General features: G+C 65.3%; 18 protein-coding genes. 8 read left to right on the top strand and 10 right to left on the bottom strand.

What is annotated here, in order from left to right; all coding sequences use genetic code 11:
- Positions 1-181 precede the first annotated feature (181 nt).
- The 9 genes from ASR47_RS20255 to ada all read right to left on the bottom strand — a co-directional run bounded on the left by ASR47_RS20255 (position 182) and on the right by ada (position 10,998).
- Entirely contained in the window at positions 182-1,639 is a 1,458-nt protein-coding gene (locus tag ASR47_RS20255; RefSeq protein ID WP_065309937.1) for an ABC transporter permease/substrate-binding protein, read from the bottom strand.
- Positions 1,640-1,702: 63 nt separating this feature from the next.
- On the bottom strand, positions 1,703-2,935 hold the full coding sequence (gene hutI / locus ASR47_RS20250) for an imidazolonepropionase (protein WP_065309618.1): 1,233 nt from the start codon (positions 2,933-2,935) through the stop codon (positions 1,703-1,705).
- 9 nt (positions 2,936-2,944) lie between these two features.
- Positions 2,945-3,520, bottom strand: coding sequence for a HutD/Ves family protein (locus tag ASR47_RS20245; RefSeq protein WP_065309617.1), 576 nt, complete (start codon positions 3,518-3,520; stop codon positions 2,945-2,947).
- Positions 3,517-4,899 (bottom strand): formimidoylglutamate deiminase, encoded by a 1,383-nt coding sequence (locus ASR47_RS20240; RefSeq protein ID WP_065309616.1) that lies wholly within the window; start codon positions 4,897-4,899, stop codon positions 3,517-3,519. Before ASR47_RS20240 ends, ASR47_RS20245 begins: the two co-directional genes overlap by 4 nt.
- Positions 4,884-5,669: an N-formylglutamate deformylase gene (hutG, locus tag ASR47_RS20235; protein ID WP_065309615.1), complete on the bottom strand. Its 786-nt coding sequence runs from the start codon at positions 5,667-5,669 to the stop codon at positions 4,884-4,886. The genes ASR47_RS20240 and hutG overlap by 16 nt, the downstream gene beginning before the upstream one ends.
- A gap of 19 nt (positions 5,670-5,688) precedes the next feature.
- Positions 5,689-7,248, bottom strand: coding sequence for a histidine ammonia-lyase (gene hutH, locus ASR47_RS20230; protein WP_065309614.1), 1,560 nt, complete (start codon positions 7,246-7,248; stop codon positions 5,689-5,691).
- A 4-nt stretch (positions 7,249-7,252) separates the two neighbouring features.
- On the bottom strand, positions 7,253-8,944 hold the full coding sequence (gene hutU / locus ASR47_RS20225; RefSeq protein WP_425402757.1) for a urocanate hydratase: 1,692 nt from the start codon (positions 8,942-8,944) through the stop codon (positions 7,253-7,255).
- A 319-nt stretch (positions 8,945-9,263) separates the two neighbouring features.
- Positions 9,264-9,947, bottom strand: a complete 684-nt coding sequence (locus tag ASR47_RS20220; protein WP_065309612.1) for a 2OG-Fe(II) oxygenase — start codon at positions 9,945-9,947, stop codon at positions 9,264-9,266.
- On the bottom strand, positions 9,940-10,998 hold the full coding sequence (ada, locus tag ASR47_RS20215) for a bifunctional DNA-binding transcriptional regulator/O6-methylguanine-DNA methyltransferase Ada (protein WP_065309611.1): 1,059 nt from the start codon (positions 10,996-10,998) through the stop codon (positions 9,940-9,942). Before ada ends, ASR47_RS20220 begins: the two co-directional genes overlap by 8 nt.
- 157 nt (positions 10,999-11,155) lie before the next feature.
- On the opposite strand from ada, the gene hutC reads away from it, so the two are divergent.
- From hutC to ASR47_RS20170, 8 genes are all read left to right on the top strand, one after another.
- Positions 11,156-11,875: a histidine utilization transcriptional repressor HutC gene (gene hutC, locus ASR47_RS20210; RefSeq protein ID WP_065309610.1), complete on the top strand. Its 720-nt coding sequence runs from the start codon at positions 11,156-11,158 to the stop codon at positions 11,873-11,875.
- A 150-nt stretch (positions 11,876-12,025) separates the two neighbouring features.
- Positions 12,026-15,517, top strand: coding sequence for a PAS domain S-box protein (locus tag ASR47_RS20205; RefSeq protein WP_245714426.1), 3,492 nt, complete (start codon positions 12,026-12,028; stop codon positions 15,515-15,517).
- 38 nt (positions 15,518-15,555) lie between these two features.
- A complete protein-coding gene (locus tag ASR47_RS20200) occupies positions 15,556-15,993 on the top strand; it encodes a response regulator (RefSeq protein ID WP_065309609.1) in 438 nt (145 codons plus the stop codon).
- Positions 15,994-16,216: 223 nt separating this feature from the next.
- Positions 16,217-16,543: a thioredoxin TrxA gene (gene trxA, locus ASR47_RS20190; protein ID WP_065309607.1), complete on the top strand. Its 327-nt coding sequence runs from the start codon at positions 16,217-16,219 to the stop codon at positions 16,541-16,543.
- Between the two features lie 151 nt (positions 16,544-16,694).
- Positions 16,695-17,957: a transcription termination factor Rho gene (rho, locus tag ASR47_RS20185; RefSeq protein ID WP_034746249.1), complete on the top strand. Its 1,263-nt coding sequence runs from the start codon at positions 16,695-16,697 to the stop codon at positions 17,955-17,957.
- A gap of 285 nt (positions 17,958-18,242) precedes the next feature.
- Positions 18,243-18,512 carry a type B 50S ribosomal protein L31 gene (locus ASR47_RS20180; protein ID WP_065309606.1) on the top strand — a complete coding sequence of 90 codons (270 nt, stop codon included), beginning with the start codon at positions 18,243-18,245 and terminating at the stop codon, positions 18,510-18,512.
- 155 nt (positions 18,513-18,667) lie between these two features.
- The gene (locus ASR47_RS20175) at positions 18,668-20,392 is read left to right on the top strand and encodes an ArnT family glycosyltransferase (protein ID WP_065309605.1); all 1,725 of its coding nucleotides are present in this window, start codon (positions 18,668-18,670) and stop codon (positions 20,390-20,392) included.
- Between the two features lie 368 nt (positions 20,393-20,760).
- On the top strand, positions 20,761-21,246 hold the full coding sequence (locus ASR47_RS20170) for a hypothetical protein (RefSeq protein WP_150127895.1): 486 nt from the start codon (positions 20,761-20,763) through the stop codon (positions 21,244-21,246).
- Between the two features lie 70 nt (positions 21,247-21,316).
- On the opposite strand, the gene ASR47_RS20165 is transcribed toward ASR47_RS20170, so the two are convergent.
- On the bottom strand, positions 21,317-21,522 hold a 206-nt coding region (locus ASR47_RS20165; RefSeq protein ID WP_171899007.1), incomplete at its 5' end, for an ATP-binding protein.

The raw sequence follows: 21,522 nt of genomic DNA, 5'->3' as shown, positions 1-21,522 counted from the left end.
CCATGCAAGCCGATATGCTGCTGGGCGGCGCTGCCCTGGCGCTGCCTGTTTTTATGGAAAAAGGCAATACAGCAGGCGACAAAGTGGCGGGTCATGCGGATCTCCTTGAAGGTGTGAGGACCGGCCATGCGGCGGGGAACAAGCAGTGTGGCACCTTGAAGCGCGCAGGCTTTGCGTCAGATCAAGCGCGCGTCTGGCCCTCGCGGCGCACCGCCCACCGCTCCACCAGTTCAAAGATACCCTGCGTCAGCAGCGCCAGCACGGCGGCGGGAATCGCGCCGGCCAGCAGCATGTCGTTGTCGTTCAGCGCCAGGCCGATGGTGATGCGCTCGCCATAGCCGCCGGCGCCAATGAACGCCGCGATGGTGGCCGTGCCCACGCTCATCACGGCGGCAGTTTTGACGCCGGCCAGTATCACCGGCAGGGCCAGCGGCAGGTCCACGTACAGCAGGCGGTCGCGGCGGGTCAGGCCCAGCGCCAGCGCCGCCATGCGCAAGCCCGGCGCAATCTGCAGAATGCCGGTGCAGGTGTTGCGCACGATGGGCAGCAGCGCATAGACAAACAGCGCCACCAGCGCCGGCACCATGCCGATCATGCCCAGCACCGGTATCAATATCGCCAAGAGCGCCAGCGACGGCACGGTTTGCAAGACGCCCACCAGCGCCAGCACGGTTTGCCGCAGCGGCGGCGAAAACGCCGCCAGCACGCCCAGCGGCACGCCGATCAGGCAGGCCAGCGCCACCGACAGCAGCACCAGCGCCAGGTGCTGGCGCGTCAAGGTCCACAGATCGTCGCCGATGATTTTATCGAGCAGCGTGGCGCGCGCAGCCGCGGCCACCGGTTTGCCGCCGCCGGACGCCAGCCATTCTTGCGCGACGACGGCAAAGCTTTTGCCATCGATTTCCACGGCCGCGTTCATGGCGATCATGGCCTGCTCGCTGATGCGCCCTTGCAGCCCTTGCAGCGCCTGCCAAGCGGCGGGAAAGCGCCCGGGCAGATCGAGGCGGTACAGCAGCATGGCGTCGTAGCGGGGGAAATACCGCTGACTGTCGGCCAGCACGCGCAGGCGGTACTGGCGGATCTTGGCGTCGGTCGAATAGATATCGATCACATCGACCTGCCGTTGCGCCAGCGCTTCATAGGCGATGCCGTGATCGAGCCCGCGCGGGCGCTGCTGCAAGCCGTAGCGCGCGGCCAGGCCCGGCCAGCCGTCGACGCGGCCAATGAATTCGTGCGACAGGCCGAATTTCAGCGCCGGATGCCTGGCCAGGTCGGCCAGGCTGGCGATGCTTTTGTCGTCGCCGCGCATGGCCAGCGCATAGGTGTTGTTAAAACCCAGCGGCACGGCCACGCCCAGGCCCAGCGCCGCCAGTTCGCGCCGCATCTGCTCGAGGGTAATCGGCTTGTCGTGCTTCAGCACTTCGCTGGCGATGGTGCCCGTATATTCCGCATACAGGTCGATACTGCCGGCCTGCAGCGCGGCCAGCACGATGGCCGTGTTGCCCAGCCCCTGGCGGTGTTCAACCTTCACCTGCGGCGCGGCGCTTTGCCGCACGATCTCGCCCAGGATATACGATTCCGTAAAGCGCTTCGAGCCCACCTTGAGGGTGCCGCTGTCCATCGCATGGACCGGCGCCATGCCGCAAAAAACCAGTAAAGCCAACAGGTAAATGACGCGCACGCGGCGCTCCCGGACGAATGATCAATCGGCCAAGCTTACCACCGGCGCGCGCCACACGCCGCCGTGCACCACGCCGGCGCAGGGATTGAAACCGATCGCATACGACAGGTCGGCCGGGCGGGCGATGCGCCACAGCGCAAAGTCGGCGCGCTTGCCGGCCGCCAGGCTGCCCCGGTCATGCTGCAGGCCCAGCGCGCGCGCCGCCATGATGGTGGCGCCGGCCAGCGCTTCCTGCGGCGTCAAACGCCATAAGGTGCACGCCATGTTCATCGCCAGCAGCAAGGACGTCATCGGCGAGGTGCCCGGATTGCAGTCGGTCGATACGGCCATCGGCACGCCGGCGGCGCGCAGGGCGGCAATCGGCGGGGGCTGCGTCTCGCGCAAAAAGTAGTAGGCGCCCGGCAGCAGCACGGCCACCGTGCCGTGGCGCGCCATGGCGGCAATGCCGTCTTCACTCAGGAACTCCAGGTGGTCGGCCGACAGGCCGCCCAGGCTCGCCACCAGCGCCGCCCCGCCCTGGTCCGACAGCTGCTCGGCGTGCAGCTTGACGGGCAGTCCCAGCGCCTGCGCCGCTTCGAGCACGCGCCGCGTTTGCGCCGGGGTAAAACCGATGTTCTCGCAAAAGGCGTCGACGGCGTCCATCAGGCCGGCGCTGGCGATCACCGGCAGCATCTGGCGGCACACCAGGTCGATATAGTCGTCCGGGCGGCCCGCGTATTCGGCCGGCAGCGCATGCGCGCCCAGAAATGTGGTGCGCACACTGACCGGTAATTGTTCGCCGATGGCGCGCGCCACGCGCAGCATTTTCGCTTCGCCCTCCAGCGCCAGGCCATAGCCGGACTTGATCTCGATGGTGGTCACGCCTTCGGCCAGCAGGGCCAGCACGCGCGGCAGGCTTTGCCGCAGCAGCGCGGCCTCGCTGGCGGCGCGCGTGGCGCGCACGGTGGAGGCGATGCCGCCGCCGGCGCGGGCAATGTCCTGGTAGCTGGCGCCATTGAGGCGCGCTTCGAATTCATCGCTGCGGCTGCCGGCGTGGACGATGTGGGTGTGGCAGTCGATCAGGCCGGGCGTGAGCCAGCAGCCGCCGCCATCGTGCACGGTGGCGGCCTGGCTTGTGGGCAGTGCCGCCCATGGGCCCAGCCAGGCGATGCGGCCGTCCTTGACGGCGATTGCGCCATCAAGGATCTCGCCATAGCCGTCATCGCCGGCCATGGTTGCCAGGTGCACATTGGTCAACAACAGGTCCCACGCCATGGCTGGCCTTTAATTGGCGATGAGGTCGACGACGAACACGGTGGCCTGGGCCGATTCCAGCGTCCAGTCCTGTTCGTCTTCCAGCACCAGCAGGTCGTAGCGCACCAGCGCCAGCCGTTCGCGCGCGCTGCTCACCGACAGGCTCTCGCCATCGGCCAGGAACACCAGCGTGGTGCCGCTGCGGCGCGGCAGCGGCACGCTGCCGCAGACCACGAACGGTTCGATCCGGTGGCGGTAGCTGCCGCGCCGGGTGAGGACGTTGAAGTCGAGCGTGGACTGGCCGCTGACGGTGGCATGGACGCGATCTTCGCCGGCAAACTCCACCAGCGGTTCGCTCGGGCTGAGCACCACGCGCTCGCCGCCGACCTCGAGCAGCACGCCGTCGCCGGCGACCATCACCAGCGTGCGGTCCACGCCGGGAAACTGCGAGAACGGACCATCTTCGGCAATGCTGGCCAGGCTCACGCGCCAGTCAAAATCGCCGAGACCGGCGCCGGGCGGCGACATCGCCAGTTCGGTGGTGACGCCGCCGCCGTTCTTCCACGGCGTGGGCCGCAGGCTTGCGTACTGGATTAGCCGGCTCATTGAAACTCCCTCAGTTCTGCCATCGTTTGCTTGAAGCGCGCAGCAATCGCCTGCTGCGCCACATGTTGTGCGTTGCGTACTACCCACCTGCCGCCGACCATGACGTCGCGCACCAGGTTGTCGTTGCCGCTGAAGACCAGGCTGCCCAGCACCTCGTGCAGCGCCAGGCCCCACAGCTTGGGATGCGCGCCGTCGAGCACCAGCACGTCGGCCCGGCGGCCAGGCGCCAGCGCGCCCACCGGCCGCCCCGCCGCCTGCGCCCCGCCCTGCAAGGCGCCCTGCCATAAAAAGTCGCCCACCTGGCGCTGCTCCCTGGACACCGCGATATTGCGGCGCTGCTGCCGCAGGCGCTGGCCATACTCGAGCCAGCGCAGTTCTTCCACCGGGCTTTGCGACACGTGGCTGTCGCTGCCGATGCCAAAGCGCCCGCCTGCCGCCAGAAACGCTTCGAGCGGGAACAGCCCGTCGCCCAGGTTGGCCTCGGTGGTGGGACACAAGCCCGCCACCGCGCCGCTGGCGGCGATGTGCGAAATCTCGCTTGCGTCCAGATGGGTGGCGTGCACCAGGCACCAGCGCGCGTCGACAGTCACCTGATTGTACAGATACCGCACCGGCCGCATGCCGGTCGCGGCCAGGCACTGATCGACTTCGGCCTGCTGCTCGGCGATGTGGAGATGGATCGGGCGCCCGGCCGGCAAGGCCGCCACCACCTGCTTGACCTGCTCCATCGATGCCGCGCGCAGCGAATGCGGCGCCACCCCCACTTCGGTCTGGCCGTCGCGCAGCGGCGCCAGTGCCTCGATCACGCGCAGCACGTCGTCGGCCTCGGTGCGGAAACGCCGCTGCTCCGGTTTCAGCGGGCTGTCGTTAAATCCTGAATAACTATACAACACCGGCAGCATGGTGACGCCGATTCCAGCCACCCGTGCGGCGGCAATCACGCGCTCGGCGGTTTCGGCCGGCCGGTCGTACCAGGCGCCGTTCGGCTGGCGTTGCACATAGTGGAATTCGCACACCGAGGTGTAGCCGTGGCGCAGGCATTCGGAGAACAGCTGGGCGGCAATCGCCTCGAGCTGGTCGGGCGTGATGTTGCGCGCGAAGCGGTACATCAGGTCGCGCCAGGTCCAGAAGCTGTCATGGCTGCCAGCGCCATCGGCGGCGAATTCCGTGCGCCCGCCCAGCGCGCGCTGGAAGCTGTGCGAATGCAGGTTGACCATGCCCGGCAGCACGTACTCGGCCAGTTCCGCACCATCGGGCCGCATGGCGTTATCGATCACGCTCGTCAAATCGCCATGCGCATCCCAGGCCAGCAGCACGTCGCGGCGCCAGCCTTGCGGCAGCAGCGCATGGCGCGCGAACAGCTTCAACGCCGCACCCATGCCACGGCCGCCGCCATCATCTGGCGCAGCAGCGGCTGCACCTGTTGCGCCAGGTCGGGCCGGTAGGCAAACGGCGCCACCTCGTCCATGTACAGGCACTGGCACATTTCAAGCTGGATCGCGTGCACGCGGCGCGCCGGCTGGCCGTAGTGGCGCGTGATATGGCCGCCCTTGAAGCGGCCGTTCAGGGCCACCGTAAATTGATCGCCGCGCGCCAGATCCACCACGGCGCTGGTCAAGCCGGCATCGCAGCTGGCGCCGTCGGCCGTGCCGAAGTTCAGGTCGGGCAGCTTGCCGTCGAAAAAACGCGGCACGCGCGAGGCGATCGAATGCGCTTCCCACAGCACCACCGCGCCATGCACGCGCAGCAGGCGCCCGAGCTCCTGCTGCAGCTGCCGGTGATACGGCGCCCAGTAGTGCTCGACGCGCCGCTGACGATCCTGCGCATCCGGCTCCTGGCCCGCCAGATACAGCGGCTCGCGGTGAAAGGTGTCCACCGGCAGCAGGCCGGTGGTGTCCTGCCCGGGATACAGATTCGTGTCTTCCCGTGGCCGGTTCAGATCGATCACATAGCGCGACCAGCGCGCCGACAGCACCGACGCATCCATCTCCCGCAAAAAACCATGCAGCTCGCGCAGATGCCAGTCGGTGTCGGACTTGGCCAGCGCCTGCGGCGTCATGCGCGCGGCAATCTCGTCGGGGATATCAAGGCCCACATGCGGCATCGATACCAGCAGCGGGATGCTGCCTGCCTCAAATTGATAATCCATGCTGGTCTCCTGGCGCCATTCAGTCGTACAGCGGCGCGAACAGCTGCTTGCAGGTGAGGCTCAAGTCGCCGGCAAGCACCATCTGGCGGGCCGCTTCGATATCGGGCGCAAAGTAACGGTCGGCGTCAAAGAACGGCACCTTCTGGCGCAGCTGCTGGTGCACATGTTCCAGCTGCGGCGAAGTCTTCAAGGGCCGGTGGAAATCGATGCCCTGGGCGGCGGCCAGCAGCTCGATGCCGACGATCACCGCCGTATTGTGCGCCATGTCGTCCAGGCGCCGCCCGGCGTAGGTGGCCATGCTGACATGGTCTTCCTGGTTGGCGGAAGTGGGCAGGCTGTCGACGCTGGCCGGGTGCGCCAGTGACTTGTTTTCCGACGCCAGCGCGGCCGCCGTCACATGCGCGATCATGAAACCGGAATTGATGCCCGGCTCGCGCACCAGGAAAGGCGGCAGGCCCGACAGGGTAGCGTCGATCAGCAGCGCGATGCGGCGCTCGGCCAGCGCGCCGATTTCGGCGATCGCCAGCGCCAGGGTGTCGGCAGCAAAAGCCACCGGCTCGGCATGGAAATTGCCACCCGAGACGATTTCGGCCAGCTGCCTGCGGTCGTCACGGAAGATCAGTGGATTGTCGGTGACGGCATTGGCTTCGATCAGCAGGGTGCGGCGCGCGTTGACGATCAGGTCCAGGCAGGCGCCCATCACCTGCGGCTGGCAGCGCAGGCTGTACGGGTCCTGCACGCGCTCGTCGCCCTCCAGGTGCGAAGCGCGGATGGTGCTGTGCGCCACCAGCTGGCGGTACATCTGCGCCGCCAGGATCTGCCCCGGCTGGCCGCGCACCGCGTGCACGCGCGCGTCGAACGGCGCGTCGCTGCCCCTGGCGGCGTCGAGCGACAGCGCGCCCGTGACCATCGCCGCTTCGAGCAGCCGTTCGGCCATGAACAGGCCGTGCAGCGCCAGCGCGGTCGACACCTGCGTGCCGTTGATCAGCGCCAGTCCCTCCTTGGCCGCCAGCACCACCGGCGCGATGCCGGCCTGCGCCAGCGCGTCAGGCGCAGGCATCAGCACGCCGTTCATGCGCACGTCGCCCACCCCCAGCATGGCCAGGGTCATGTGCGACAGCGGCGCCAGGTCGCCCGAAGCACCTACCGAGCCCTTGGCGGGAATGGCCGGCATGATGCCGGCGTTGTACAGCGCGATCAGGGTATCGACGATCAGCGGACGCACGCCCGAATAGCCGCGCGCCAGGCTGCCGATCTTCATCAGCATGACCAGGCGCACCACCGCGTCCGGCAGCAGCTCGCCGGTGCCGACCGAATGCGACAAGATCAGGTTGCGCTGCAGTTGCTCGAGCTTGTCATCGGCAATGCGCGTCTTGGCCAGCAGGCCGAAGCCGGTGTTGATGCCATAGGCCGCATCGCCCTTGGCGACGATGGCCCGCACGGCCGCGGCCGACGCTTCGATCACGCCATACGCTTGCTGCGCCAGGTTCAGGGTGGCCGGCCCGGCCCATACCGTGCGCAGATCGGCCAGGGTCATCGCGCCCGGGGTCAGGGTCCAGCTTTTCAGAGGTGGTGTCATGTTTTCAATCCATCATGGGCAGGTTCAGGCCATTGCGCCTGGCGCAGGCGGCCGCCGTTTCATAGCCGGCATCGGCATGGCGCATCACGCCAGAGCCGCTGTCGTTGACCAGCACGCGCGCCAGGCGTTTTGCCGCAGCGTCCGTGCCATCGGCCACGATCACCATGCCGGCATGCTGGGAGTAGCCCATGCCGACGCCGCCGCCGTGGTGCAAGGATACCCAGGTGGCGCCGCCGGCCGTATTGAGCAGGGCGTTGAGCAGCGGCCAGTCGGACACCGCATCGGTGCCATCCTTCATGCTTTCCGTTTCGCGGTTCGGGCTGGCCACCGAGCCCGTATCGAGATGGTCGCGGCCGATCACGATGGGCGCCTTCAGTTCGCCCGTGCGCACCATCTCGTTGAAGGCCAGGCCGGCGAGATGGCGCTCGCCCAGGCCCAGCCAGCAGATGCGCGCCGGCAGGCCCTGGAAGGCGATGCGCTCGCGCGCCATGTCCAGCCAGTGGTGCACCTGCGCGTGCTGCGGGAACAATTCCTTGATCTTGGCGTCGGTTTTATAGATGTCTTCCGGGTCGCCCGACAGCGCCACCCAGCGGAACGGTCCGCGCCCCTCGCAGAACTGCGGACGGATATACGCCGGCACGAAGCCGGGAAAATCGAAGGCATTCTGCACGCCCTGGTCGAACGCCACCTGGCGGATATTGTTGCCATAGTCGACCGTGTGCACGCCCATGGCATGAAAATCCAGCATGGCCTGCACGTGCGCGGCGCACGAGTCGGCGGCGGCCAGCGCCAGGCGCGCATGGCGCTGCGGGTCCTGCTGCGCCGCCTTCCAGTCCGACACGCTCCAGCCGCGCGGCAAATAGCCGTTGACCAGGTCATGCGCCGAAGTCTGGTCCGTCACCAGGTCGGGCAGCGGGCCGCCCGCTTTGGCGCGCTTGACCAGTTCCGGCAGCAGTTCGGCCGCATTGCCCAGCAGGCCGATGGAGACCGCTTCCTTGCGTTCGGTGTGATATTGCACCAGCGCCAGCGCGTCGTCCAGACTGGCCGCCTGCTTGTCCAGGTAGCGCGTGCGCAAACGGAAATCGATGCTGCTTTGCTGGCATTCGATGGTGAGCGACACGGCGCCGGCCATGGTGGCGGCCAGCGGCTGCGCGCCGCCCATGCCGCCCAGGCCCGCCGTCAGGATCCAGCGCCCGGCCCAGTCGCCGCCGAAGTGCTGGCGCCCCGCCTCGGCGAAGGTCTCATAGGTACCCTGCACGATGCCCTGGGTGCCGATATAGATCCAGCTGCCGGCCGTCATCTGGCCGTACATGAACAGGCCCTGGCGATCGAGTTCGTTGAAGTGTTCCCAGTTGGCCCATTTGGGCACCAGGTTGGAGTTGGCGATCAGCACGCGCGGCGCGTCGACATGTGTGCGAAACACGCCGACCGGTTTGCCGGACTGTATCAAAAGGGTCTGGTCTTCTTCCAGCTCGCGCAAGGACACCAGGATCTGGTCGTAGCAGGCCCAGTTGCGCGCGGCGCGGCCAATGCCGCCATACACCACCAGGTGCTGCGGATTTTCGGCTACCTCGGCATCGAGATTGTTCTGCACCATGCGATAGGCCGCTTCGATCTGCCAGTTCTTGCAGGCCAGTTCGGTACCGCGCGGGGCGCGGATGCTGCGGCTGGCGTCGAAGCGCGGATCGCTGTCCATCTTGTTCATGCTGTCTCCTCTCAAGGGGGAAAGCGGGCATGCGTGGCCCGCCCTGTATGACAAGCATAGGTTGTCTATACAAGCAAGTCAACCGCTTTTGTCTTACTTGTGTCAGCAATGGGGAAACGTGGACGGGCACGACGGACGCCAAAGGCCGCACGGCGCGTATCGCCAGCCAGGAACAAAAATATGGTCTTTTATCTTGCCTGGTGCGGACACCACTCCTGTCCGCGCCAACTCTTGCATCCCGTCTGGAGTGGCACCTGCAGGCGCGGAAACCAGTTGCGAGCAACATGCGGCGCAGAAATAGTCCACGCCGTCAGTTCGCATCATGAAAAATCACCCCCAGGGCATGCCGCACACCCGAGCGCAGGCGCGATACGCCATGGCGCATGCTGACTCTGTAGCTGCCGCGCACGCCATTGACGGGGCGTTGTGACACGGGAAAGATGACGGCGTCACCCTGCTGCAGGGGCACCACTTCCACGCGCGACTGCATGCGCGGGCGCTGTTCCGTCAGCACGAATTGGCCGCCCGTAAAGTCCCGCTGCGGGCGCGACAGCAGCACGGCCAGTTGCAGCGGAAACACATGCTCGCCATACAGGTCCTGGTGCAGGCAGTTGTAATCGCCGTCGCCGTAGCGCAGCAGCAAGGGCGTGGGCCGGGCTTGGCCGGCCGCATGGCAGCGCGCCAGGAAAGCGTCGTGCGCCAGCGGAAAGCGCGCCGCCTGCCCCAGCGCCGCCTGCCAGCGGTTGGCGATCGCCGCCAGCGGCACATACAGCGCGGTGCGCAAGGCCGCCACCGGTTCAGGCAGCGGATAGGCAAAATACTGGTATTCGCCGCGCCCGAAGCCATGGCGCGCCATCACCACCCGGCTGCGGAATTGGCCGGGCTGCGCATAGCGCGCCGCCAGCGCCACGCAGACATCCGCATCAAGCAGGCCCGGCACGACGGCGCAGCCGTGCGCATTGAGGTCGTCTTCGATGGCCCGCCAGTCAAGCATCGCCGGCCTCGCGATCGAGCAGCTGCTGCTTGCGCTCCACGCCCCAGCGGTAGCCGGACAGGGCGCCGTCGTTGCGCACCACGCGGTGACATGGTATCGCCACCGCCAGCGCGTTGGCGGCGCAGGCGCCGGCCACGGCGCGCGCACCGCTGGGCACGCCGATGCGCCGCGCCAGTTCCGCATAACTGACGGTGCTGCCGGCGGGAATCTCGCGCAGCGCCTGCCAGACGCGCTGCTGGAAAGCCGTGCCGCGCACGTCCAGCGGCAGGTCCAGCCCCAGCGCCGGCGCTTCGACCAGGCCGATCACCCTGGCCACCGTCTGTTCATAATCGGCCTCGGCGCCGCGCAGCTCGGCCTGTGGAAAGCGGTCCTGCAAGTCGCGCAGCAGCGCATCCGGATCGTCGCCCAGCAGGATGGCGCAGACCCCCCTGGCGGTGCTGGCCACCAGCAGCGCGCCGAGCGTGCAGGCGGCGATGGCGAAGCGGATCACGGCGCCGCTGCCGCCGGCACGAAAGGCGCCTGGCGTCATGCCCAGCAAGGCTGGCGTGGCGGCATAGAAACGCCCGCTGGAATGGAAGCCGGCCGCATACAGGGTGTCGGTCACCGTGCCCGGCTGCGCCAGGCCGGCCTTGACCCGTTCGCCACGGCGCGCCGCCGCATAGGCTTTCGGCGTAATGCCGGTGTGCGCCTTGAAGACACGGTGAAAATGAAAGCGGCTCATGCCGGCCGCCTGCGCCAGGGTGTCGAGGTCGGGCGGCTCGTCGCTCGCTTCGATCAGGCGGCAACTTTGCGCGACGATCGCCGCCTGGCGCTCGGCCAGCGGCGGCTGGCCCGGCTTGCAGCGCAGGCAGGCGCGAAAGCCGGCCGCTTCGGCCGCCGCGCAACTGGCGTGGAAGGCGATATTGGCGCGCAGCGCCGGGCGCGCCGCGCAGGACGGGCGGCAATACACGCCGGTGCTGCGCACCGAATAATAGAAGACGCCGTCGGCGTTGCTGTCGCGCTGGCGCACCGCCGCCCAGCGTGCTTCATCGTTGCTATATGGCTGTTCCATCGCCTGCTCCTTGTTGATCTCTGGCCACCATCGTGACACGCGGCGCGCCATGCCGCACTCCGGCGCTTGCTTTTGAATTCAGCGCCCGGCGGCGGTGCTAAAATCGGCCATCGCGCCGCCATGGGGCCGCGCGGCCTTGCGCTTCGGAGAAACTGCATTGGACGACCAGCTTACACAAGAAAATACGCCCATTTTCCAGCGCATCAAGGATTTTTTATTGGCCGGCATCGCCGCCGGGCGCTGGAAGGAAGGCGACGTGATTCCGTCCGAGCAGGCGCTGGTCAAGCAGTTTGGCGTGTCGCGCATGACCGTCAACCGTGCGGTGCGCGAGCTGACCAGCGAACAGGTGCTGACGCGCCGCCAGGGCGCCGGCACCTATGTTGCGCAACAGAAGTACCAGGCGACCTTGCTCGAAATCAAGAGCATCGCCGACGAAGTGCGCGCACGTGGTCATTTGCACCGCAGCAACCTGCAGCTGCTGGAACACGTCAGGGCATCCGAACTGATGACCAGGCAATTCGGCCTGGCGCCCGAGCAGACGCTGTTCCATTCGCTGATCGTGCACTTTGAAAACGGCGTGCCGATCCAGGTGGAAGACCGCTGGGTCAATCCCGCCTGCGCGCCCGACTACATGGCGCAGGACTTTGCCACCGTCACGCCCAATGAATACCTGATGGCGGCCGCGCCGCTGCAGGGCGCCAGCTACAGCATCGAAGCGCTGTCGGCGCCGCGCAATATCGCCGACATGCTGGCGATCGACATGAAACAGCCGTGCCTGGTGCTGCGCCGCCAGACCCGGTCGGACGGCAAGATTGCATCGATCGCCACCATGTGGCATCCGGGCCACCGCTACCAGTTTGCGGGCTCGTTCAGCTGATCATGATGTTATGTGGCTAGCATAAATTCCACCGTTCTTTCTCTCGGATACTCACCAGAGCAGCAGAAAAGCGATGATTCCTTATGGAAAATTTTGCCTTTTGCACGGCAAAGGAAGTTAGATAGTCGGCATAAATATTCGGTGCTATAGTTGCCGCCAGAACAGGATGCCGGCCACCTGCCGGCCCGCACCATCGCAGCAGCGCCGGGCTTTATCACGCAGCAGAAAGGGATGCATTTGTCGCATCGCAGCCTCACCATATCCAGCGTACGACGCCTGCGGCGGCTTGCGCGGCATGCGCTCGTCCGGATACCGCTGGCCTGCGCCTGGCCGGCGCTGGCCTGGGCGGCGCCAGGCGAGGCGGTCGCTGGCGTGGGCCCGTGGCCATGGCTGGCCGCCAGCGCCACCGCGCTGGCCGGCCTCGCCGCCTGGCAAACCTGGCGCTGGCGCCGGCAACTGCTGGCCGGGCCGACCGACAAGGGCAGCGGCGGACCGGCGGTGCAGGCGCTGCAAGGCGCCGTGTTGATCGGCTGGTCGTGGCAGCGCGCCGGCGACCGCCTGAGCATGTCCGGGCTGTACCGCAACATGCTGGGCGACAAGAAAGCCAGCCTGGAACATACCCTGGCCGACTGGCTGGCCGAAGTGCACCGCGATGACCGTGCACGCCTCGAACGGGCCTTGCGCGAGCATTTCGACGGCCAGGCGCCGGCCCCCGTCAGCTGTGAATTCCGCCTGCGCCATGGCGACGGCCAGTGGCGCTGGCTGCTGCTGCGCGGCGCGGTGCTGGCGCGCGCCTCCGATGGCGCGCCGGTGCAGGCCAGCGGCATCCTGTGCGACATCGCCGAGCGCAAGACCGACGAACAGGCGCGCATGCGCAGCATGCTCGAAGCGGCGCCCGAGGCGATGCTGATCGCCGACATCGACGGCCGCGTGCATTTCGCCAACCAGATCGGCGCGCGCTGCTTCGGCTATCCGCTGGCCGACATCATCGGCATTTCGCTCGACCAGCTGGTGCCCGACAGCACGCAAGGCCAGACGGCGGGCGAGGCCCAGTCGCGCCACAGCCTGCCGGGACGGGTGATGATGGCGCGCCGCCGCGACGGCTCGCACTTTCCGGCCAAGGTCAGCCTGTCGCCGCTGCGCATGGCCGGCCAGGTGTATTCCATCGTCTCGCTGCGCGACATGACGCAGCGCCAGCGCGCCGAGGAAGCGCTGCACGCCAGTTCCGAACGCTACCGCCTGATCGTGCAGACGGCGGCCGAAGGCATCTGGATGACCAATAGCGCCGGCCAGACCACGTTCGTCAATCCGAAGATGGCGCACATGCTCGGCTACACGGTGCAGGAAATGCTGGGCCGGCCCCTGCTCGAGTTCATGGACCGCGACAGCCAGCTGCTGATGCAGCGCCGCCTCGACAGCCTGGGCAGCCTGCACAGCCAGCCGGACCAGGTCGATTTCCGTTTTTTCCGCAAGGATCAATCGAGCATGTGGGGCTTGCTGTCGAGCAGCAGCATCCAGACCGACAACGGCGAACCCGGCGGCACCCTGGCGATGATCACCGACATCACCGAACGGCGCCAGGCCTCGATCGCGCTGGCCAATTCCAGCCAGCGCATGGCCTCGGTGTTTGGCGCCGTCACCAACGGCCTGGTGGTGCAGAACAGCGAAGGTCATATTCTGGAAAGCAATGCGGCGGCCGAGCGCATGCTGGCCGCCAGCCGCGCCGGCAACAGCCTGTGGCAAGCCATCCGCGAAGACGGCTCCACCTTCGAGCAGCGCGACCATCCGGTGCACATCACCCTGTCGACCGGCCAGGCCATGCGCGACGTGGTGATGGGCGTGCAGCAGCTCGATGGCAACCTGTGCTGGCTGTCGGTCAATACCGAAGCGATCCGCGACGAATACGGCAAGGTCGGCATGGTGGTGGCCAGCCTGACCGACATCACGTATCACAAGCGCAGCGAAAGCACCCTGCGCGAAATGAACGAACACCTGGAAGAGCGCGTGGCACGGCGTACCGAGCAGCTCGACCAGGCCAAGCAGGTGGCCGAGGAAGCAAGCCTGGCCAAGGGCCAGTTCCTGGCCAACATGAGCCATGAGATCCGCACGCCGATGAACGGCGTGATCGGCATGGCCTACCTGGCCCTGAAAACCGACCTGGAACCGCGCCAGCGCGATTACCTGGAAAAAATCCGTTTTGCCGGCGAACACCTGCTGGGCATCATCGACGACATCCTCGACATTTCCAAGATCGAGGCCGGCAAGCTGAAGATCGAACACGTCAACTTCAGCTTCGACCATGTGGTCCAGACCCTCAACACGGTGGTGGCGCCGCGCGCGGCCGGCAAGAACCTGGAACTGCTGTTCGAGATCGATCCGCAATTGCCGCCCATCCTGGTGGGCGACCCATTGCGGCTGGGCCAGGTGCTGATCAACTACGCCAATAACGCCATCAAGTTCAGCGAACAGGGCAGCATTACCGTCAAAGTGCGCAAGGTGGTCGGCGACGACAAGCATTGCCTGGTGCGCTTCGAAGTGTGCGACCACGGCATCGGCCTGTCGCAGGACGAAATGAGCAAATTGTTCCAGTCGTTCCAGCAAGCCGACACCTCGACCACGCGCGAATACGGCGGCACCGGCCTGGGCCTGGCCATCAGCAAGCAGCTGGCCCAGCTGATGGGCGGCGACGTCGGCGTCGACAGCAGCCCCGGCCTGGGCAGTACCTTCTGGTTCACGGCCCGCCTGGGCATTTCCAGCCAGGCCGCGCCGGCCCTGCTCGACAGCATGCTCAAATCGGCGCAGTCCATGCGCGCCAGCGCCGATGCGGCGATGGTGATGGGCGCGCTCAAGCACGCCCGCATCCTGCTGGTGGAAGACAATACGTTCAACCAGCAGGTGGCGCTGGAGTTGCTGGAAGAGGCGGGCGCCTCGGTCTGCCTGGCCAACAACGGCGTCGAAGCGATGGACCTGCTGCGCCAGACGCAGTTCGACTGCGTGCTGATGGACGTGCAGATGCCGCTGATGGACGGCCTGCAGGCCACGCGCCTGATCCGCGCCGATCCCAAGCTGGCGCACCTGCGCGTGCTGGCCATGACGGCCACCGCCACCAGCGAAGACCGGGTGCGCTGCCTGGAGGCGGGCATGGACGATTTCATTTCCAAGCCGATCCAGCCGGCCATGATGTACCAGACCATCGCCGGCTGGCTGCCGGCGCGCGAGGTGCCGCCCCAACCGGTGCGCATGCGCAACGCGCCGGCCTTCAAGACCACGCTGGCGGGCGACCCGCAGGTGATCGATCTGTCCATCCTGGCCAAGTTGCTGGGCTACAACCCGCAAAAAGTGCGCAAGTTCGCCTTCAAGTTCCTGCAGACCACGCAGGACGGCTTTGCCGAGATCGATGCGTCACTGGGCCGCGGCGACGTGGCGCAGGTGCGCGAACTGGGCCACCGCATCAAGTCGTCGGCGCGCACGGTGGGCGCGCTGGGCATGTCCGAGCTGTGCGACAGGCTGGAAAACCTGCCACTGGGGGCGCCAGAACAGGAAGCCGAACAGGCGCGCCACATCGTCAGGCTGCTGTGGCCGCTGCTGGAGCAGATTACCGAACAGATCATGAACAACACCAGCTTTGCCAACGATGATTAACCGCGGCCAGGCTGGCGCACCGATCGAAAGGGATTGCGATGGACAATGATGTTCCAGCTCCAGGGCCGGCGCCGCTGCGCGTGCTGCTGCTCGACGACGACGTCTTCATGCTCGACGTGCTGGCCGACATGCTGGGCCAACAGGGCCAGTTCGACATCCGCTGCGAGAGCGCCAGCATGGGCGCCTTGGACGCGCTGCGCCAGCAGCCGCCCGAACTGCTGATCTGCGACCTGTCGATGCCGGACATGGATGGCATCGAATTCCTGCGCATGGCGGCCGAGCTTGGCTTTCGCGGCGGCGTGGTGCTGCTGTCGGGCCTGCATAGCGCGATTCGCCAGGCCGCAGAGCGGCTGGCGCTGGCCAATGGCCTGCGCATCCTGGGCGCCTACCCCAAGCCCTTGCGCCGTGACGACCTGCGCGACATGATCGCGCTGCAGCGGCAGGCGCGTGCCGGGATTGCGGCGCTGCCAGGCTAAAAGACCAGGCGCGCCAAGTTTTTCTGCAATAATCGCCACGCTTTGAAAAAATGGGTTATTATTTCAGCCATCCCCGCCTGCATACCCCTGGTCGCACCTTCCAAGAACATTGAATTTGTGCCCATCGCCCCCACCTGCCAGATGTACTCCAGGAAGCGTGGATGGCGAACCAGCGTATGGTTAATTCCAGGCATTATTGATCCCACCCTCATTTGAGGAAAATATGAGCGAAAATATCAAACACATTAGCGATGCTTCTTTTGAAGCAGACGTCCTGAAATCCGAATTGCCGGTCCTGGTTGACTTCTGGGCCGAGTGGTGCGGTCCATGCAAGGCCATCGCGCCTATCCTGGAAGAAGTGGCCAAGGAATATGCCGGCCGCATCCAGATCGCCAAGATGGACGTCGATTCGAACCAGGCAGTGCCTGCCAAGTTCGGCATCCGCGGCATCCCGACCCTGATCCTGTTCAAGAACGGTGAAGCAGCGGCGCAAAAAGTCGGCGCCATGGCCAAGGGCCAGCTGACCGCTTTCGTCGACAGCAATATTTAATGTATGATAGGCAGCGCTGCGCCCGCAGCGCCGCCTGACTGGATAGACCGGGAAGCTCAAGCACCATACGCTGTCCCTTCCCTGATAACTGATCAACGCCACGCAGTCCCCTCCCCTACCTTTACCTCCCGTCTCGGGACACTCAACATATATGCATTTATCCGAACTAAAGGCCCTACACGTATCCGCCCTGCTTGAGATGGCGATCGGTCTTGACATTGACAACGCGGCCCGCTTGCGCAAACAGGAGCTGATGTTTGCGATCCTGAAAAAACGCGCCAAGTCCGGCGAACAGATTTTTGGCGACGGCGCCCTGGAAGTGCTGCCTGACGGCTTCGGCTTCCTGCGCTCGCCCGACGCCAGCTACATGGCGTCCACCGACGACATTTACATTTCCCCTTCGCAAATCCGCCGCTTCAATCTGCACACCGGCGATTCGATCGAAGGCGAAGTAAGGACCCCGAAAGATGGCGAACGCTATTTCGCATTGGTCAAAGTCGACAAGGTCAACGGCGAATCGCCGGAGATGTCGAAGCACCGCATCCTGTTTGAAAACCTGACACCGCTGCACCCGAACGAGCCGCTGCGCCTGGAACGTGAAATGAATGGCCAGGAAAACATTACCGGCCGCATCATCGACCTGATCGCACCGATCGGCAAGGGCCAGCGCGGCCTGCTGGTGGCGTCGCCGAAGTCCGGCAAATCCGTGATCCTGCAGCACATCGCGCATGCGATCACGGCCAATCACCCGGACATCACCCTGATCGTGCTGCTGATCGACGAACGTCCGGAAGAAGTGACCGAGATGCAGCGCTCCGTGCGCGGCGAAGTGGTCGCCTCGACCTTCGACGAGCCGGCTACCCGCCACGTGCAGGTCGCCGAGATGGTGCTGGAAAAAGCCAAGCGCCTGGTCGAAATGAAAAAAGACGTGGTGATCCTGCTCGACTCGATCACCCGCCTGGCGCGCGCCTACAACACCGTGATCCCGGCCTCGGGCAAGGTGCTCACCGGTGGTGTCGACGCGAACGCGCTGCAACGCCCGAAACGCTTCTTCGGCGCCGCGCGCAATATCGAAGAAGGCGGCTCGCTGACCATCATCGCCACCGCGCTGATCGAAACCGGTTCGCGCATGGATGACGTGATCTTTGAGGAATTCAAGGGTACCGGCAACATGGAAGTCCACCTGGAGCGCCGCCTGGCCGAAAAACGCGTCTACCCGGCCATCAACCTGAATAAATCGGGTACCCGCCGCGAAGAACTGCTGATCAAGCCAAACGAGCTGCAAAAAATCTGGATCCTGCGCAAGTTGCTGTACTCGATGGACGAGATCGAAGCGATGGAGTTCATTCTCGACAAGATGAAAGCCACGAAGAACAACGCCGAGTTCTTCGACATGATGCGCCGGGGGGGATAAACCTACTGCGCGGCCAGATTTGCGATCTCCGTTGCTCACCGTACTAAAGTACGGCTGCGCTACTCAATCGCAACTCAGGCCTGCTCGCTACGGTTTCGCCCTCCCCGGTGGCAACATGCTGCCGACAAAGCCGCTCATCGAGCGGCTTTTTTATTGCCGCCACCCGCAAACCGCTATATAATCGACGGTTGCATTTATTTAAACCCTGGCAAGTGATCGGCAATCGGGTCAAGAAGCAAGACGACCGACGAAGTGCTGTTTGGCTACCAACCTAGAGAGAAGACCATGAAAGTCGATACCCATCCAGATTACCGCGAAGTTGTTTTCCACGACCTGTCGTGCGATTTCAAATTCGTTACCCGTTCGACCATCCAGACCCGCGAAAAAATCACCCACGACGGTAAAGAATACCCGCTGGTGAAAATCGAGGTGTCGGCTGAATCGCACCCATTCTTCACGGGCAAGCACAAAATCGTCGACACGGCTGGCCGCGTCGAGAAGTTCCGTCAGAAATTCGGTTCCGTCGGTTCGAAAACCGCAGTCGCAGCAGGCTGATTTTTGCCGCTTGCGGCAAAAACAGGCAGCTTCGGCTGCCAGCAAAAAGGCAGCCATGGCTGCCTTTTTTGTCTTTCAGCGCTTTACTTTATACTGCCGCTTAGCCCGGCGCGTCCGCACGCGTCCCAGATTCCTTTTTACTGATACCACCATCGATGAAGCCAGTCCGCCTTCCCGCCGCTGCCACACTCGCGCTGCCACGATGGGCCTTGTTTGCGCTTGGCCTGCTGTACATCCTGCCTGGCCTGATCGGCCGCGAACCGTGGAAGAACGATGACGCCGCCAGTTTCGGCATCATGTGGACCATGGCCCACGGCGGCCTGCCTGACTGGCTGTGGCCGAATATCGCCGGCATGTCGATGCCCGACGAAGGCCCGCTGGCGTTCTGGCTGGGCGCTATCTTCATCAAGCTGTTCGGCTGGATCGGCAACGAAGTGTTTGCCGCGCGCATGTCGACCATCGGCATCTTCGTCATCAGCGCGCTGTCGGTGTGGTACACGGCCTTCAACCTGGGGCGGCGCAACGACGCCCAGCCGCTGCGCCTGGCCTTTGGCGGACAGCCCGAGCCGGACGACTTCGGCCGCACCCTGGCCGACGCGGCCGTCCTGATCTACCTGGGCTGCCTGGGCCTGCTGCAGCACAGCCACGACATCACGGCCGAGGCGCTGTATGTGTCGCTGATGGCGTATATGCTGTACCGCGCCGTGCGCTATGTGGAACGCGCCTCGCTGCGCAATGCCGTCCTGATGGGCCTGGCGCTGGGCGGGCTGACCCTGACGCGCGGCTGGATCGCGCCGGCGGCGCTGACCCTGTCATTGCTGCTGTGCTCGCTCTTCCTGCGCCTGCCCCTGCTGCGCAGCGTGGGCCACCTGGCGCTGGCGGTGCTGGTCGGCGCCCTGCTGAGCATGGTCTGGCTGCTGCCGGGCGAACTGCTGCAACCGTACGGCCACTCACCGCTGCAAGCCTGGATGGACTGGAACTGCCGCCAGTTCAGCCTGCCGGATCGCCAGAGCGTGGTGTATTTCTTCCGCGTCGGCATCTGGTTCTTCTGGCCGGCCTGGCCGTTTGCCGCCTGGGCCGTGTACGCCTGGCGCCGCCAGCACCATGTGCTGCACATCGTGGTGCCGCTGACCTTTGTCGCCATGCTGGCCTTGCTGGCCATGTTCCATCCCGATCCCGACCCGGCGCAATTGCTGCCGCTGCTGCCGCCGCTGGCCGTGATGGCCGCCTTTGGCCTGTTGACCATGAAGCGCGGCGCCATCAACGCCATCGACTGGTTCTCGGTGATGGTGCTGACCATTTGCGCTTTCGTGTTGTGGCTGTTCTGGTTTGCCGCACTGAGCGGCTGGCCGCCCAAGCTGGCGCACAATGTCCTGAAACTGTTGCCAGGATACAAACCTGAACTGGGCCTGGCCGCCTTTTTTGTGGCCGCTTGCGTCACCGCCGGCTGGGTCGCGCTGGTGCACTGGCGCATCTCGCGCCAGCCGGCCGTGCTGTGGCGCGCGGTGGTGCTGTCGTCGGGTGGCCTGATACTGATCTGGGTACTGATCATGACCCTGTTCCTGCCCGAATTGAACTACAGCAAGAGCTATGCGGGCGTGGCGCACCAGATTTCCGTCAACCTGCCGCAAGGCAGTGCCTGCATCAATACCAATGTCGGGGCGGCCCAGCGCGCTTCGTTTGCGTACTACGGCCACCTGCCGTTTGCCGGCGTCGACAACCAGCGCTGCGACCTGCTGCTGCTGCAAGACAGCAGCCGCAAGCGCGAAGGCGCGGAGCAGTTGCCCGAGCACCACGGCGCCGACTGGATCAAGCTGTGGGAAGGCCGCAGGGTCACCGACGATGCCGAGCGCTTCCGCCTGTACCAGCGCGTAAAATAGCCAGCACATCAAAAACCGGGTTCTCCACCCGGTTTTTTTACGTCTTGCCATCCTTGCCGGAACAGCATGGACACTACGCCAAGCTGTTGTTCCGCCTGCCTTTTTTTTCAGCAGTGACGCCACAAAGTCCGCCGGCAGCGCTATAGTTGACAGCAGTATGTTGCCTCGCGGCATGTCACATTGACACGCCGCCGCGACCTGCGCTTCGCTCCAAACAATCGTCTGCCGCTGCCCTGCCCCGCAAGTCCGGCCTACCATCCGAGTCTTTCATGCCCTTTCTGTACCAACTCCGGCTTGCGCTCCGGAATACCTACGTCCGCCTGCTCCTGGCTGCGTGCCTGCTCGCTGGCGTCGGCGCCGCCCTGTATTTGTCCAATACCGTCGTGCAAGACAGCAGCCCCTTGCTGCGCTCGCAAAATATCGGCGAGATCACGGCCCTGCCGGGCCAGCGCGCGCGCCTCGAGTATTTGCTGCTGGCCAAACCCTTGTCGGAAACGCCGCGCTACCTCTTCAAATTCAAGGATGCGCCGGCGATCCACGTGGTCAAGGTGCCGGCCACTTCGCACCTGAGCCTGGAGCGCGAAGTGCTGCTGCGTCATGGCCTGCCGTACGCGATCGCCACCGATGCCTACCTGGCGTCGCACAAGGCGGCATTGCAGGATGGCGACAATGGCCCGATGGATGAGGCGGGCGCCTTCCTGCAGCGCCATGCGGTCGATATCGCGCTGGCATTGCTGCTGCTGTGCGTGCTGAAATTCGGCATCCCCGGCATGGGCGTGAGCGCCAATGTCATCGCACCGGGCAAGCTCAAGGGCAGCCTGGACGACCTGATCTGCGTATTCCGGCGAACGTGACCAGCCATTCCGGCGAACGTGACCGCTGCGCAGCGGATGGCGTTACGCGGTCAAATTCTAATCCCTGCGGTCACGATGGGTCGATATTTTTCTCCTTTTTGGCTGTTTTAGGTCGCTGAGCACGCAGCGAGTCGCCGGTCAGCGTGAAGCGGTGGTTGCGCTGCATGACGCGGTCCAGGATGGCGTCGGCGATGGTGGCATCGCCGATCCATGCATGCCAGTGTTCGACCGGCAGTTGGCTAGTAATGATGGTGGCCTTGTTGCCGGCGCGGTCGT

Source organism: Janthinobacterium psychrotolerans, from assembly GCF_001677885.1.
Classification (GTDB): Bacteria; Pseudomonadota; Gammaproteobacteria; order Burkholderiales; family Burkholderiaceae_D; genus Janthinobacterium; species Janthinobacterium psychrotolerans.
The sequence above is the reverse complement of the archived record's forward strand: the minus strand, read 5'-3'. Positions and strand labels throughout refer to the sequence as shown.

What these genes read in the sequence shown, in the direction of transcription:
- ASR47_RS20255 (WP_065309937.1), bottom strand. Translation starts at nt 1,639, where the DNA reads ATGGCGCCGGTCCATGCGATGGACAGCGGCACCCTCAAGGTGGGCTCG.
- hutI (WP_065309618.1), bottom strand. Translation starts at nt 2,935, where the DNA reads ATGGCGTGGGACCTGTTGTTGACCAATGTGCACCTGGCAACCATGGCC.
- ASR47_RS20245 (WP_065309617.1), bottom strand. Translation starts at nt 3,520, where the DNA reads ATGAGCCGGCTAATCCAGTACGCAAGCCTGCGGCCCACGCCGTGGAAG.
- ASR47_RS20240 (WP_065309616.1), bottom strand. Translation starts at nt 4,899, where the DNA reads ATGGGTGCGGCGTTGAAGCTGTTCGCGCGCCATGCGCTGCTGCCGCAA.
- hutG (WP_065309615.1), bottom strand. Translation starts at nt 5,669, where the DNA reads ATGGATTATCAATTTGAGGCAGGCAGCATCCCGCTGCTGGTATCGATG.
- hutH (WP_065309614.1), bottom strand. Translation starts at nt 7,248, where the DNA reads ATGACACCACCTCTGAAAAGCTGGACCCTGACCCCGGGCGCGATGACC.
- hutU (WP_425402757.1), bottom strand. Translation starts at nt 8,944, where the DNA reads ATGGACAGCGATCCGCGCTTCGACGCCAGCCGCAGCATCCGCGCCCCG.
- ASR47_RS20220 (WP_065309612.1), bottom strand. Translation starts at nt 9,947, where the DNA reads ATGCTTGACTGGCGGGCCATCGAAGACGACCTCAATGCGCACGGCTGC.
- ada (WP_065309611.1), bottom strand. Translation starts at nt 10,998, where the DNA reads ATGGAACAGCCATATAGCAACGATGAAGCACGCTGGGCGGCGGTGCGC.
- ASR47_RS20200 (WP_065309609.1), top strand. Translation starts at nt 15,556, where the DNA reads ATGGACAATGATGTTCCAGCTCCAGGGCCGGCGCCGCTGCGCGTGCTG.
- trxA (WP_065309607.1), top strand. Translation starts at nt 16,217, where the DNA reads ATGAGCGAAAATATCAAACACATTAGCGATGCTTCTTTTGAAGCAGAC.
- rho (WP_034746249.1), top strand. Translation starts at nt 16,695, where the DNA reads ATGCATTTATCCGAACTAAAGGCCCTACACGTATCCGCCCTGCTTGAG.
- ASR47_RS20180 (WP_065309606.1), top strand. Translation starts at nt 18,243, where the DNA reads ATGAAAGTCGATACCCATCCAGATTACCGCGAAGTTGTTTTCCACGAC.
- ASR47_RS20175 (WP_065309605.1), top strand. Translation starts at nt 18,668, where the DNA reads ATGAAGCCAGTCCGCCTTCCCGCCGCTGCCACACTCGCGCTGCCACGA.